At 59.5% G+C, this 13,375-nt stretch carries 14 protein-coding genes; 8 read left to right on the forward strand and 6 right to left on the reverse strand.

Going from position 1 to position 13,375, the window contains the following annotated elements; all coding sequences use genetic code 11:
• Positions 1 to 35: 35 nt before the first annotated feature.
• A complete protein-coding gene (locus tag VL547_RS14925; RefSeq protein WP_325579176.1) occupies positions 36 to 497 on the forward strand; it encodes an Hsp20/alpha crystallin family protein in 462 nt (153 codons plus the stop codon).
• On the opposite strand, the gene VL547_RS14930 is transcribed toward VL547_RS14925, so the two are convergent.
• A complete protein-coding gene (locus VL547_RS14930; protein ID WP_325579178.1) occupies positions 484 to 1,890 on the reverse strand; it encodes a lipase maturation factor family protein in 1,407 nt (468 codons plus the stop codon). The two genes, VL547_RS14925 and VL547_RS14930, sit on opposite strands and share 14 nt — an antisense overlap.
• 58 nt (positions 1,891 to 1,948) lie before the next feature.
• Between VL547_RS14930 and VL547_RS14935 the strand changes: the two genes are divergently transcribed.
• Positions 1,949 to 2,725 (forward strand): HAD-IIA family hydrolase, encoded by a 777-nt coding sequence (locus VL547_RS14935; protein WP_325579180.1) that lies wholly within the window; start codon positions 1,949 to 1,951, stop codon positions 2,723 to 2,725.
• Here the strand turns inward: VL547_RS14935 and VL547_RS14940 are convergent.
• Together VL547_RS14940 and VL547_RS14945 are read right to left on the reverse strand one after the other, a co-directional pair.
• Positions 2,697 to 3,377 (reverse strand): LytTR family DNA-binding domain-containing protein, encoded by a 681-nt coding sequence (locus tag VL547_RS14940; RefSeq protein ID WP_325579182.1) that lies wholly within the window; start codon positions 3,375 to 3,377, stop codon positions 2,697 to 2,699. The genes VL547_RS14935 and VL547_RS14940 overlap by 29 nt on opposite strands.
• Positions 3,370 to 4,392 carry a sensor histidine kinase gene (locus tag VL547_RS14945; RefSeq protein WP_325579184.1) on the reverse strand — a complete coding sequence of 341 codons (1,023 nt, stop codon included), beginning with the start codon at positions 4,390 to 4,392 and terminating at the stop codon, positions 3,370 to 3,372. The genes VL547_RS14940 and VL547_RS14945 overlap by 8 nt, the downstream gene beginning before the upstream one ends.
• A gap of 148 nt (positions 4,393 to 4,540) precedes the next feature.
• Here VL547_RS14945 and VL547_RS14950 point away from each other — a divergent pair, with 148 nt between their 5' ends.
• Both VL547_RS14950 and VL547_RS14955 read left to right on the forward strand, forming a co-directional pair.
• The gene (locus tag VL547_RS14950) at positions 4,541 to 5,185 is read left to right on the forward strand and encodes a DUF4395 domain-containing protein (protein ID WP_325579186.1); all 645 of its coding nucleotides are present in this window, start codon (positions 4,541 to 4,543) and stop codon (positions 5,183 to 5,185) included.
• Positions 5,182 to 6,519, forward strand: a complete 1,338-nt coding sequence (locus tag VL547_RS14955) for an aminotransferase class V-fold PLP-dependent enzyme (protein ID WP_325579188.1) — start codon at positions 5,182 to 5,184, stop codon at positions 6,517 to 6,519. Before VL547_RS14950 ends, VL547_RS14955 begins: the two co-directional genes overlap by 4 nt.
• On the opposite strand, the gene VL547_RS14960 is transcribed toward VL547_RS14955, so the two are convergent.
• The 3 genes from VL547_RS14960 to VL547_RS14970 all read right to left on the reverse strand — a co-directional run bounded on the left by VL547_RS14960 (position 6,444) and on the right by VL547_RS14970 (position 10,219).
• On the reverse strand, positions 6,444 to 6,923 hold the full coding sequence (locus tag VL547_RS14960; protein WP_325579190.1) for a DUF983 domain-containing protein: 480 nt from the start codon (positions 6,921 to 6,923) through the stop codon (positions 6,444 to 6,446). The two genes, VL547_RS14955 and VL547_RS14960, sit on opposite strands and share 76 nt — an antisense overlap.
• The gene (locus VL547_RS14965; protein ID WP_325579192.1) at positions 6,883 to 7,728 is read right to left on the reverse strand and encodes a helix-turn-helix transcriptional regulator; all 846 of its coding nucleotides are present in this window, start codon (positions 7,726 to 7,728) and stop codon (positions 6,883 to 6,885) included. The genes VL547_RS14960 and VL547_RS14965 overlap by 41 nt, the downstream gene beginning before the upstream one ends.
• Positions 7,729 to 7,798: 70 nt before the next feature.
• A complete protein-coding gene (locus VL547_RS14970; RefSeq protein ID WP_325579194.1) occupies positions 7,799 to 10,219 on the reverse strand; it encodes a serine hydrolase in 2,421 nt (806 codons plus the stop codon).
• 155 nt (positions 10,220 to 10,374) lie between these two features.
• Between VL547_RS14970 and VL547_RS14975 the strand changes: the two genes are divergently transcribed.
• From VL547_RS14975 to VL547_RS14990, 4 genes are all read left to right on the forward strand, one after another.
• Positions 10,375 to 11,403 (forward strand): sensor histidine kinase, encoded by a 1,029-nt coding sequence (locus VL547_RS14975; RefSeq protein WP_325579196.1) that lies wholly within the window; start codon positions 10,375 to 10,377, stop codon positions 11,401 to 11,403.
• Complete coding sequence (locus tag VL547_RS14980) at positions 11,400 to 12,113, forward strand: LytTR family DNA-binding domain-containing protein (RefSeq protein ID WP_325579198.1); 714 nt, start codon at positions 11,400 to 11,402, stop codon at positions 12,111 to 12,113. Before VL547_RS14975 ends, VL547_RS14980 begins: the two co-directional genes overlap by 4 nt.
• Before the next feature lie 137 nt (positions 12,114 to 12,250).
• Positions 12,251 to 12,667 (forward strand): DUF2809 domain-containing protein, encoded by a 417-nt coding sequence (locus tag VL547_RS14985; RefSeq protein WP_325579200.1) that lies wholly within the window; start codon positions 12,251 to 12,253, stop codon positions 12,665 to 12,667.
• On the forward strand, positions 12,604 to 13,347 hold the full coding sequence (locus VL547_RS14990; protein ID WP_325579202.1) for an oxygenase MpaB family protein: 744 nt from the start codon (positions 12,604 to 12,606) through the stop codon (positions 13,345 to 13,347). The genes VL547_RS14985 and VL547_RS14990 overlap by 64 nt, the downstream gene beginning before the upstream one ends.
• The last annotated feature ends 28 nt before the right edge of the window (positions 13,348 to 13,375 follow it).

Raw genomic sequence — 13,375 nt, forward strand, 5'->3', positions numbered from 1 at the left:
TGGCATCCCGCTTGTGCCGTACATAAAAAAACCTTATGGCTAACATCGGTAGAAAAAACCCCGGCCGCCCTTCGTCTTTCGGCGGCGCCATCGACCAGCTCTTCCAGGAGAACCTCGGCCGCTGGATCGACGACGGAATGTGGAGTGTCGGTAACCTGCACAACCGCAACGTACCCGTCAACATCCGGGAGACAGACAAGACCTACGAAGTCGAGGTAATGGCGCCCGGGCTGAAAAAAGAGGACTTCCAGCTGCATTTTTCCAACAATACCCTGACCATCTCCTTCGACCATAAGGAGGAAAAAAGCGAGGAAGGGGAAAACAACCGCTGGCTCCGCAAGGAATACCGCCAGCAATCTTTCACCCGGTCCTTCAGCATCGACGATACCGTCGACGCCGACAAGGCGTCCGCCCGGTACGACAACGGCGTGCTGTACCTGACGTTGCCCAAGAAGGAGCACGCACAGAGCGTGTCCAGGTCGATCAACGTTCTGTAGGTATCGCACCGAAGTAGGCGAGCGACAACACCGGCATCCAGTTACCCAGGCGTTGCCGTCGCCACCAATGACCGCTCCCGGGTCGTGCAAAGGCGTATTTATACAGCACGGCCCGGATATAGCGCGGCGGCCGGCCGGGGAATGGATTGTCCGCGAACAGACCGACGATGTCCGGCTGACCGCGCAGCAATTTGTACACCAGGTTTACCGTCCAAAGGTATTGGTCCGGCGTCGACATCGCCGCAAACCACATCTGCCAGTCAAGCCGTGGCTGGAACGGCGCGATCTGGAGCGGGCGACGGTCGGTATCCACGGGCAGTCCTTTATAGCGGTATTCTATCCAGCGAACGCTGTCCAGGGAGCCTTCGAAAACGATGTTGTAGCGTTCCTGTCCGACGGAGCCAAAGGCGCCGTAGGTGTTCACCAGGTTGAGCGGGTCATAGGACGTGTTCATGACCTGGTGGGACGACAATAGGTTCGTCACCGGCAGGATGCTGAGCATGGCAACGATACCCGTCACCGTCCAGGCGGTGATCGTCATCGCGCGGGAGGGTCGGGCGGCGTCGCGGGCGGCCTCCGCGCGGCGGACGAGGGCGCGAGGCAGGAGCCGGGACCAGAATCCGTCGTCAAAACACGCCAGCGCCGGAACGATGGTCAGCCAGTTGAGGAACGACAGGTTCCCGCTACAGATCAGGACGAGCTGCAACAAAACCATGAGGACACCCGCGATGTGCCGCCCGATACGGGGCCAGAAGGCAAAAAAGGGTGCGATGAGCTCGGCCAGGAAATTGTACCAGACGCCGAGCTGTAACACCCGGCGCGGCAGGAAATGGAACCACCGGCTGAGCGGGCCCGGGATGGGCTGTGTTTCGAAATGGTAGTAGAGCGCCGTGCCGTCGCGCCAGCTGACGTCGCCCCGGAGCTTGATCAGCGCCGAACCCAGCATGATCCGGAAAATCAGCCAGCGGAAGAGCCCGATGACGGGAAAGGGCGGCGGGCGGTCGGGAAAGGGACGCGGGTCAGTCAGCGGGCAGAGGAAGATCGCCAGGAAACCCGTTTCCAGCAACTGGATCTCCCATCCATAGCCATACCAATCCTGCCCGACGTTTACAAACGACATATACAGGAACCAAAGCGCGGCCATCATGGGCGCGTTCGCAAAACCGAGGGCGACGACGCACGAAAGCCCAAACCCGCCCCAGGCGGCAACCAGCAGCGCCGTGTCCGTATGCGTCCACCAAAAGAGGGAGGGTAGCCTGAAAAAATTCGCGTCCACCTGCTGCAGGAAGTCGCCCACCGGGAGTAGCCCCCTGGCCCCGATCAGCGGGATCACCTGCAGGGCCGCGGCCAGGAAAGCCACGGCATACACCGCCCCGAGCAGTCGGAGGATCATGAACCGGGTTAGCCAATACGTGGGGCGCGACACACGATAAATTACGTAAATTTAGCCAATGCGAAACGGCCTTTTGATCGACATGGACGGCGTGATCTACGTCGGGGACGAGATGATCCCCGGGGCGGACCGCTTTATCGCCCGCCTGCTGAGCGATGGAATCCCCTTTACCTTTATGACCAACAACAGCCAGCGGACGCCGCTGGAGGTGTTGCGCAAGCTCAAGCGGATGGGCATCGAGGCGTCCGAGGAGCACGTCTACACCAGTGCGATGGCCACCGGCAAATTCCTGGCGACCCACGCCCCCAACGGTACCGTATATGTGCTCGGCGAAGGCGGACTCCTGACGAGCCTCCACGAGAACGGCCTGACCCTGGTGGAAACCGAGCCCGATTTCGTGGTCCTCGGCGAGGGGCACAACTTTACCCTGGAGATGGTCCAGCGCGCCATCAATATGATCCTCGCCGGCGCCAAGTTCATCATCACCAACCGCGACCCTTCCCCCCGCAAACCCGGCTGGGGCAACCTGGGGATCGCGGCCGTCACCGCCATGATCGAAGAGGCCACGGGCCGCCGCGCCTTTAGCATCGGCAAGCCCAGCCCGGTCATGTTCCGTTCCGCCCGCAAGATACTGGACCTCGAAACCGAGGGCACCACGGTGATCGGAGATACCATGGACACCGACATACAGGGCGCCGTGCAGCTGGACTACCGGACCATCCTGGTGTTGTCCGGCATCTCCAAAAAGGAGCACCTGAACCGCTACGCGTTCAAGCCGGATATGATCGTACCCTCGGTGGGGGAGATTACCTTCCCGTTAAAGTGGTGGAAATAGTCTTTTTGTATTCCTTGCCGATAGGGATCGAGGCGCCCCCGATCTCGATCATCTCCGCCGTGTAGGCGTCGATCCGGCGGACGGACACGATAAAGGACCGGTGTACGCGGGTAAAAAGCGGCGCCGGCAGCAAGGACTCGATCTCGTGGGTGCTCATCCTGGAGAGGTATTCACCCTGTAGGGTGACGATCCGCACGTACTCCCGCTGGCTTTCGATATAAAGGATGTCGGCGAAGGACAACCGCACTTTTTTCTTTTGCACGTTTACGAAGATAAAGTCCCTGGACGCGGCGTCGGCCGGTTTGGGTACCTTGTTTACCGCCACGAGGAAGCGTTCGAAGGCGATGGGCTTGAGCAGGTAGTCGGTAACGTTCAGCTCGAAGCCTTCGACGGCGTATTGGTGATAGGCGGTGGTGACGATGACCGCGGGCGGGTTCGACAGCGTTTTCAAAAATGCCATGCCTTTCAGGCGCGGCAGGTGGATGTCCAGGAAGATCAGGTCCACGGTATGCTGCCGCAGGTAGTCGGTGGCGAGCAGCGCGTCCCTGAACGTCTCCTGTAGCTCAAGGAAGGGTACCTGGGCGGCATAGTCCTTCAGGACCTTCACGGCCAGGGGCTCGTCTTCGATGATGATACAACGTATGTTAGACATGGCTCGAGAGGTTTATGGTCAGTGTGGCGCAAAATTCGGATACCTTTTGCTCGACGCGGACCTGGTAGTCCGTATACAACAATTCCAGCTGGCGGCGCAGGTTGGACAAACCGATGCCTTCCCTGATGTCGCCGTTGTTTTCTTCGGTGGAGTTTCGCACCGAAAAAGCCAGCTGACGTTTGGCCACGGACAGGTGGATGTCCACATACGGGCGGTTCCGGGTTTCCGAAACCCCATGCTTAAAGGCGTTCTCGACGAGAGGGATCAGCAACAGCGGCGGGAGCGCCTGTTTCATGTCTTCCACGTCATAGTGGAAGGATACGCGCAGGCTGTCGTCGTACCGCAGTCGTTCCAGCGAAATATAGTCGCCGATGATCTTCAGCTCCTGCTCGATCGCGATAAAGGGTCCGCCCGTCTCGTAGAGCATGTAGCGCAGTAGCTGGGACAGCCTCAGGATGGTCTCCGGGGCAAGGTCGGACTTGTCCCTGGCCAGGGAATAGATGTTGTTGAGCGTATTGAACAGGAAATGGGGGTTGGTTTGTGACTTGAGGTAATTGAGCTCGGCCTGTTGTTTTTCGATCCTTAGCTGTTGGGCCGCCTGCCGGAGCTTGACGTGCTGGAAAATATGCCTTACGATCCCAAAGAGCAGGGCGGTGGCAAAACTATACCCGAAATTATCGGAAATGCTGTGTTCTTCCCCTGGGAAAACGGTATAAAAATGGATCACCGTCCCCAACTGTCGCCAAAGCGCGACGCCGCGGGTGGCGAGAATAAAGTGCGCGATGACCAGCAGCGTCGCCTTCCCCGCCTTACGCCAACGCAACCTGGGCACGGTGTATTCAAACAGTACGTAATTGACCAGCGTCATGTATATCCCCAGCCAGAGGTTATTGGCAAAGCGCTCGCCAAAGGCATTGGAATGCTGCCCCGCATCGGTCATCCAGCCCATCACGAGGTGGCCAAGACCGATCCAGAGGTATAGCCGGAACCGTCTGAAGTCGAGGAGCGCCTTCATATCTTAAATATCGGTAAATCTTTTTGACCTTTTTCGCCCCTGGCGTTCGTCGACGATGCCGACGCTTTGGTGGGCCCTAAAGCATCGTCTGTTGACGCCGCTTGCGGGCGCCCGCGGCGTGGGGTAGTATTATGGAAAAATCGAACCCATGCCCAAGACCATTCGCTTTGGAGAAAGCGTACCCGGCTACGACATCCGGGTGCTCAACGAAAGGGAGATACGGGCCGCGGCCGGACTTTTTTTCGTGGCCACGCTCGTTTCCTTTTTGGTGATCCTGTTCACGGACAACTTCGTCCCGGTGAAATACGTGTTGACCATCTTTTTCCTGGATTTTGCCGTCCGTGTCTTTATCAGCCCGCGGCTGGCGCCTTCGCTGGTGATCGGCCGTTTTATCGTGCGCCGCCAGACCCCGGAGTACGTGGGCGCCGCGCAAAAGAAATTCGCCTGGGTGATAGGGCTCGTGTTGTCGGCGACGATGTTCACCTTCCTGGTGATCGTCAATGCCTATAGCCCGATCACGGGCATCACCTGTCTGGTTTGTCTTATATTTTTGTACTTCGAATCCTCCTTTGGGATTTGTCTGGGGTGCAAGGTGTATTCGCTGGTGTACCGGAGGAAGGCGCAGTATTGTCCGGGGGAGGTATGCAACGCCAAACAGCCGATCCAGCGGACTTCCGGGTCGCAGTGGCTGATGGTCGCCTTGTTGATCGCCGTTGTCGTTCTTATCGCTGTATGGGGCAACGGCTATTTTAAACGCACGCCGCATTATCTGTTCGAAAAACCCGCAAAATGAGCCCCTCCGAACGTTACTTCGCGCCGTTCCGCGCCCACATCATCGGCCACGACCGCCTGATCGAAACGCCCGGTGGGCTTCGCCCTTTGGTTTACGCCGATTGGACCGCCAGCGGCAGGGCCTATCGCCCGATCGAGACCTGGTTGCAGGAAGAGATATTGCCTTTTTGGGCAAACACCCACACGGAAACGACGCTCACCGGTACCCGTATGTCGGCCGCTTATGAAGAGGCTCGGGCCATTGTGAAAGCGCACGTGCATGCGGGTGACGAGGACGCGTTGTTGTTTTGCGGCAGCGGGATGACCGGCGCGGTGAACAAGCTGCAGCGGCTGCTGGGGTTGAAGGGGGCGACATCCGCCGTACGGCCGGTAGTGTTCGTCACCGATAGGGAGCACCATAGCAACCACCTCAGCTGGTTGGAGACGACGGCCGAGGTGGCCGTTTTCTCCGACGTTTCTGCGTTGCGGGCATTGGTCGCGCGTTACGCCGACCGGCCGTTAAAGATCGCCGCCGTCACCGCCTGCTCCAATGTCACTGGTATCCTGACGCCTGTCGACGAGATCGCCTCGCTGATGCACTCGTTTGGCGGTTTTTGCTTCGTGGACTACGCCTGCGCCGCCCCCTACGTCGATATAGACATGCGCCCGCTCGATGCCATCTATTTTTCCGGCCATAAATTCCTGGGCGGCCCCGGCACGCCCGGCGTATTGGTCTTCAAGCGCCGGTTGTACCGGGGCGGTGCGCCGGATCAGCCGGGCGGGGGGACGGTCTTGTACGCCAACCCCTGGGGCGACCGGGACTACGTCAAAGACATCGAGCAACGCGAGGACGGCGGTACGCCGCCCTTGCTGGGCGCCATAAAGCTCGGGCAATGTATCCGCTTGAAAGAGGCGATGGGCGTAGACCGGATACGGACGCGGGAGCAGGAGCTGCTGACGCGTCTTCTGGACGGGCTTTCCTGTATCGATCGCGTCCGCGTGCTGGCGGCTGACCACCGGGATCGCCTGGGGGTCGTGTCGTTTATCGTGGAGGGTGCGCACTACGATGACGTCGTCCGCTTCCTGAACGATCAATACGGTATCCAATCCAGGGGTGGTTGCAGCTGCGCCGGGCCTTATGGTCACAAGTTGCTGGGGATCGACTTTGAACGCTCGGTGGCCATTCGTGCGGGGTTATCGCCGAAGCCCGGGTGGGTGAGGATTTCCGTACACCCCACCACAACGGATGCCGACATCGACTATATCCTCGGCGCGATCGCTCACCACGCGTCCTTCAGCGCCGCGTTGTCCCTTTCGGGCGGTTTGGGCGGGTTGGTCGGCCAGTGGGGGTCATAGTGGACGAAGAACGCGAGCCACGCCGCCCGGGCCCAGCGCATAAACAAGGGTTGTAGTACCACCAGTAGCAGGATGTCCAGCCCCAGCCAGTAAAAGATCCGGTTGTCGTCGGCGGAGATACCGATGAGCACCCACCAGGCCACGAAGGTGGAGGCGCTGACGGCAATCGACAGGGCGTAGCTGACATAGCTGGTGCCGTAATAAAAACCCACCTCGATGTCCAGTGATTGTCCGCAGACCGGGCACTGGTCGTTCATGTCCAGCACGCGCCGGAGGTGGTAAGGGTTGGGGTCCTTAAACATGGGACCCCGGCGGCAGCGGGAGCATTTATTCTGGAGGATGCTCAGGGCCAGGGATGGTCTTTTAGGAACGTTTTCGAAAGATGTCAGGGGTAGTTCCGGCATATTTTTTAAAGAATTTGATGAAATAGGAGCTGTCGGTAAAGTTCAACGTCCGGGCCACCTCGGTGATCGGCAGGTCGAAGTTGGACAACAGGCGTTTGGCTTCGAGCATCACCCTGTCCCTGATGACCTGGCCTGCGGGGACGCCGAGCAGGTCTTTGCACAGGGCGTTGAGGTGGTTGGGGGTGATGTAGAGCATGGCAGCGTACTCTTTGGGTAGCCGCAGGCCGGCAAAGTGTTTGTCGACCAGTTCCCGGAAGTTGTGGAGCAGCGTGCTGTTGTACCCCGCCGATTCCGGCAGGGTCACCGGGAAGTGGTCGCGTTGCACGGCGACGAAGAGCTGCAGGAGCAGGGTGGCGATGCGCAGCCGCGACAACGCGTCGGGGCGTTCCGTTTCGCGCAGCATGTCTTTGAACAACGGCTCTACCTGGGTTTTTGCGGAGAGTTGTAACACATGGTCTTTTATCTCCGTTCCGAAAAACGAAAAACCGTCCGCGATGGCCGAGTCGATCCCCTGTTTTTCAAAAAACGTCGGCGAGAAATTCACCACATACCCGTCCACCGGTCCGTCGAACCGCCACTTGTGCATCTGCCCGGGTCGCATGAAATAGATCATGCCGGGGCGCACGGGGAAACTCACGAAGTCGATGGTATGCTCGCCGCCCCCCTGCGTGAAATACAACAGGTGATAAAAGCTGTGCTTGTGCGTCGGCTGTAGGTGCGGGTTCCCGGCGTAGTACCGTTTGAACCGGTCGACCGTGATCGCGTCGTCGCTCATGCCAAAGGTGGAATATTTCGGAAGCGGCATGGGACAAATCTACGGCGCGTTTTCAGGGATGCTCCACCGGATCGGTAAAAAGTACCATCGAAACACGGATTTACTCCGCTCGTCGAACCAATTCGTACAACAGGTCGGTGACCTTTTGCAGGTGTCCGAAGTCGATCAGGTCGATGGTGTCCTGGGGCGTGTGGTGCTCGTCGAACCCGCCGGAACCGATCAGCAGGGAAGGGATGCGTCGCTGCATGAAGCTGTAGCCGTCGGTGTTGGCGAGGATATCCCGGACGCTGTCTTCCGCGCTGAATTGCAGGTCCCCGTTATCGAACATCGACCCGGCTGTTAAAAAGGCGTTTTTATAGGCCGTAGCGCCCAGCGCCCAGACGCCCTTCACCGACCGGTGCCGGCTGCCCACCTGTTCCACGTTGATGTTCAGTTGTACCGCGGTGTCACCCAGTTGCGATACGAACCAGCTTGAGCCCTTGAGGTTGAGCTCTTCCCCACAGAAAAAGGCAAGGACTACCGCGGCGTCCGCGGACTGGGTCGCGAGCCTCCGGGCCACGCCCAATACCGCCGCGCAGCCGCTGGCGTCGTCGTTAGCGCCGTTGTAGATGGTGTTGCCGATGCGGCCGATGTGGTCGAGGTGCGCGCTCAGAACGATCTTACGGTCCGTTTTGCCCTGGCAATACCCAAGGACGTTGTAGCCGGTCCGGTTTTCCGGTTTCCAGGTTATGGCTGCTGTAACGGGGCCGCCGAGGTGCCCGGCCAGCGTGGGACTCACCAGGATGACCGGCACGCCGTTCGCCGCCGGCATCCCGTCGGGTCGATAGTGCATATAGCCAAAGCGATATTGCCGTAGGACGGTGGTGGCCCAATCTGCGGCCTGGCCGGCGTTCGGCAGGAGGATGATGCCGGCCGTTTTGTCGGTGGCCGTGTCGCCGGGTTTTTGCAGGATCCAATGCGTCGGTCGCAGGCGTCCCCGCTGTATCACGACAAAGCTGGTGTCCGCATAGGTTATGCCTCCAACGGTCAGCCGGCTGCCGGTATAGTCGTCCCACACGAACGGTACAGGTTGCAGCCGCGCCGGGATACCCGCCTGCCGTAGCTCATCCATAACATACCGCGCCGCCTTGAGGTACCCCGAGGAAGCGGTGAACCGGCCTTCTGTGTCGTCCGAGGCGAGGGCGGTCATATCTTTTTCCAGGTCGCTGCGGCCCTGCTCCGCTTCCTTGCGGCGGGGGATGGTCATCACGGCTTTTCCACCTTCGTATATCACGAGCGTCGTGTCGTTGGGAAATTCCAATTGTACATCGTACCCATCCATGAAGAAGCGATTGGCGGATTCGGGATACAAGACCGCGGTCGGGGCTCCATCCCCGGATACCTTAATGGCGTTGCCTTCCCGGGCGATGTTGATCACCTTCCCGTTGCTTTGGATATATGCGCCTACATGGGCCTGGATGGCCGAGTCCGGTACGACGACCCGCACATGGGAGACGGCGCTTTTATTCATGATTGCCAGTAGCTGTGTGCCCGAGGCCAGGGCGGCTTTGATGACCTGGTCGGAGATGAACAGCCCGTTATCCCCGTTGGTCATGACGACGACGCCCGTCCCGGACTTCGGGAGGAAAACCGCCATCGTCCGGACGCCGACGTCGGAACCGCCGTGCTCGAGCGCGTATTCGTCCCCCGGCAGCCCCCCTACGAGGCCCCAGCCCAATCCGCGGAAGTAGTTCTCCTTTATCTTGACCTGGGGGTGGGTCATATCCTGGAACAGCGTATCCGACAACCCAAGGCCTTTCATCGCAGCGATGCCCAGCTTGCAATAGTCCGCTACCGTGGTGATCAGGTCATCCGCGGCGTTCACCGGCGTCTGGATCGACACGTCGTAGGGCCGTCCCTGACCGTCGTGCCACCAGGCAAACCGTCCGGTGTCGAGCCGGCTGCTCCAATAGTGGGTGTCGTTCATGCCCAGCGGACGGAACAGGTAGTTCTCCATCAAAACCTCGAGCGACTGGTGGAATTTATGTTCCAGCGCCCGCCGGAGGTATTCGAAGCCTTCGCCCGAATACCGGAACCGCGTCCCGGGCTGGAAAGTGAAACGCAGCTTCTGGCCGCCGTTGTCCGTTCGCCAGTTGGGAAAGCCGGTTTGGTGGCTGAGTACGATCCGGGTAGTCAGCCGCGGCAGGTTGGAGTCACCGGCGATGTCCGGATCGATCCAATAATGCATCAGCGGCTCGTCGAGGTTCCAAAGCCCGGCCTGGACGAGCCGGAGGGTCAGCATGGCCGTGACCGGTTTTGTCTGGGAGGCGATGTTGAACAGGGTATTGGCTGGTGCGGGGCGGCCCTGCCGGAGATCGCCGAACGTCCGCAGCAGGCGGATCGTATCGTGGTCGATCAGGCCGATGCCGACGCAGGGTACGTGGTTGTCGGCCATCCAGCCGGGTACGCTTTTCAGGAAGGTGGTGTCGGTTTGTGCAGTGGCATGCAGTGCCGCAAACAGGAGGAGGAAGGTGATACGCATGTCCCAAAACTAGCCGCCCGCCACCCGGTTGAAAAATAAGATTGATCAACGTATGTCACCCGGTGACGTACGACGGCCCGGTATGTTCATCACCGGAATCGATACGTTTATCATCAAAATTTGGCGGAGCGGGGCCGGCAGGCGTTCTTTGGTCCATGAAAAGATTCGACTGGACCCGCCTGTTCACCCGTCCCTACAAGGTCTATACCCAGGCGGGTTTCTGGATAGTCGTGTATTTTCTGTATATCCTGCTCAAGGAATACCCATCGCGGATGACCGGGGCGACCCTGGCCTGTCTGGTATTGCAGGAGACCCTGGAGCTGATGGTTCCCTGCTACACCCAAAACCTGCTGGTCCTGCCGTTTTTCAAACGACGGGCCTGGTATGTTGGCGCCGCGGCCTATTTCGGACAGCTGGTTTTGCTGATAACGATCCTGCCCTATATATTGAATGCCGTCGGCTGGGTGTTTGGCGGCCTGTTCCACATAACCGACCTGGTTGACTGGCGACAGGAGCACATCGCGTTCAGCGTCGTCGCCTTTACCGTCGTCGCGACCTTTGTCCGGATCGGCTCCGACCGCCTGGTCCTGGACAGGGAGCGCAGGGAAAACGAGCTCCGGCACCTGAAGGCGCAGTTGAACCCGCATTTCCTGTTCAATACCCTGAACAACCTCTACGGGCTCTCGGTTGCCGAGTCCAAGCGGCTCCCCGGGCTGATGTTGCAGCTCTCGGACCTCCTCCGTTATTCGTTGTACGAGACCGGCCAGGCATATGTCGCCCTGGAAAAGGAAGCGGAATACATTCGCAACTATGTCGAGCTGGAACGGATACGCCTCAGCGAGGCGACAGATATATGGCTGGAAACGGAGGGCGATTTCACCGACGCCTTCGTGGCTCCCTTGCTGCTCATCGTCCTGGTAGAAAACGGCTTCAAACACTTTTCCGCGTCCCCCGGGCAGCGGGCTTTTGTACACATTCGTTTGTCGCTGGCGGGGGAGTGGCTGCGCCTCCACGCAGCCAATTCGGTCGACGACGCCGCGGCCGCCCCTATCCGGGCGAGCGGCGGTCTCGGTCTCCGTAACCTCCGCCAGCGGCTCGACCTGATTTACGAGGACCAATATTCCCTGACCACCCGACGGCTCCCCGACCGGTTCGAGGCCGATCTGCAAATAAAGCTCACATGAACCTGAACTGCATTATCGTAGACGACGAGCCCATCGCCCGCGACCTGCTCCGGACCTATATCGAGCAGGTCCCTTACCTGACGCTCGCCGCCACCTGCGCGGACGCCTTCGAAGCCATGCAGGCGCTTGGCCGCCAGGACGTCGACCTCGTCATCCTGGACATCAACATGCCCCGCCTCAGTGGGCTCGACATGCTTCGGTCCCTGAAGCGGTATCCGGCCGTCATCATTACCTCCGCCTATCCCGATTTTGCCCTGGAGGGCTTCGAGCTGTCGGTGACGGATTATTTGCTAAAGCCGTTTTCGTTCCCCCGTTTTGTACAGGCCACCGAAAAGGTCGCGCAGCACCGCCAGGCGCTCGCGACGCCGCTGACGCCCGCCCCCTCGACTCCCACGTCGCCCACCGACGACTTCATCGTGGTCAAGTCCGATAAAAAGCTCGCCAAGGTATTCCTCAGGGACATCCTCTACGTCGAAGCCTACGGGAACTACGTCTTCATCCACGGAGATTCCGACCGCCTCATGTCCAAGCAAACCCTCACCCAGCTCGAGGCGCAGCTACCCGCCGGACGCTTCGTGCGCATCCATAAGTCTTACATCGTCTCCGTGAAAGCTGTGCGCTTCCTGGAAGGGAACGAGGTTTCCCTGGGGTCGAAGAAGCTGCCCGTGGGGAAGGTCTACAAGGAGAACCTCCTGACGGTCTTGCGCTAGGCCGCCCCAACCCGCGCCGCGCCCTGCCCCAACCCGCGCGCCGCGCCGCGCGCGCCTCCGTCTCCGCACCCCCGCGGCACGCTCCCTTGGAAATGTCCCTTTTTTATATTTACTTTGTAATTCAAAGTACTTTCTAAATGCGATTGAAACCCCGCTACCTGGCGCTCGCCGCCGCACTGACAGGTATCGAACTTTTTATCGGTGAAAAAATGCACGACGATTTTGTCCGCCCGTATGTGGGCGACTACCTGGTCGTCATCCTCCTCTATTGCTTCGTGCGAGGCGTGACAAGAATCGCCAAATGGCCCGCCGCGCTGGGTGTGCTGGTTTTTGCGTACGCCATAGAGACGGGTCAATATTTTCATATCGCCGACCGGTTGGGTTTTACGCGGCCGTCGCTGATGCGGACGATGATCGGCACGTTTTTTACCTGGAATGATATATTATGTTATACGTTGGGCATTCTATCGGTACTGGGCGCGGAGAAGATATGTTCGTGGCACCGACTTCGATCGTCCGTACGATCTGGGGTAGGGCGGACACCGTCCTGCTGATTTTCGCAGGCGCCGCGGCGGAGTTCGCGCTGAACAAGTCGGTGGACTGGTTGTACTTCACGGGGCGGCTTCCCAAAGACCCGCTGGGACGGTTGTTTTCCACGTTGACCTACGCGCAAAGAATCGTATTTGCTTCCGAAAAGGACGCGAATAAGGCAATCGACAGCATCGCCGGCATCCATAAGGGCGTGGAGGCGGCCCGTGGCGCGTCCATCCCGGCGGAAGCGTACCTGGACGTGTTGTTTATGCTGATCGGGTATTCGATCAGCGCGTTCGAGCTGGTGGACCGGCGATTGACGATGCGGGAAAAAGGAGAAATTTTCGACGTATTTTACCGCATGGGACGGCGGATGGGGCTGGAAGGGTTGCCGCAGGGTTATTTGGAGTACGAACTGGCCCGCGAAACGCACCTCGACAATCGGCTGGCAAAGAGCGGCTACGCCAATGACCTATACCGCCAATACCGGAAGCACCTGGGCGCCGCGCGGTATGCCCTGTTACTACAGGGGCAGGCGCTGCTCGCGCCACCGAAAGTAAGGGAACTGCTAACATTGCCCGGGAGGCCAAAGTTACATGCCGTAATCCCGGTATATAAGCTGCTCCGCCGGCTGCGCCTGGAGACCGCCATAGCCCGCGCCCTGCTGCCAAAGCCCTACCGGGACCGGTTACCCGGATATTAATTGTATATTTGACACGATATTGCTGCCA

Origin of the sequence: Dinghuibacter sp. (assembly GCF_035492835.1) — a bacterium.
Taxonomy (GTDB): domain Bacteria; phylum Bacteroidota; class Bacteroidia; order Chitinophagales; family Chitinophagaceae; genus Dinghuibacter.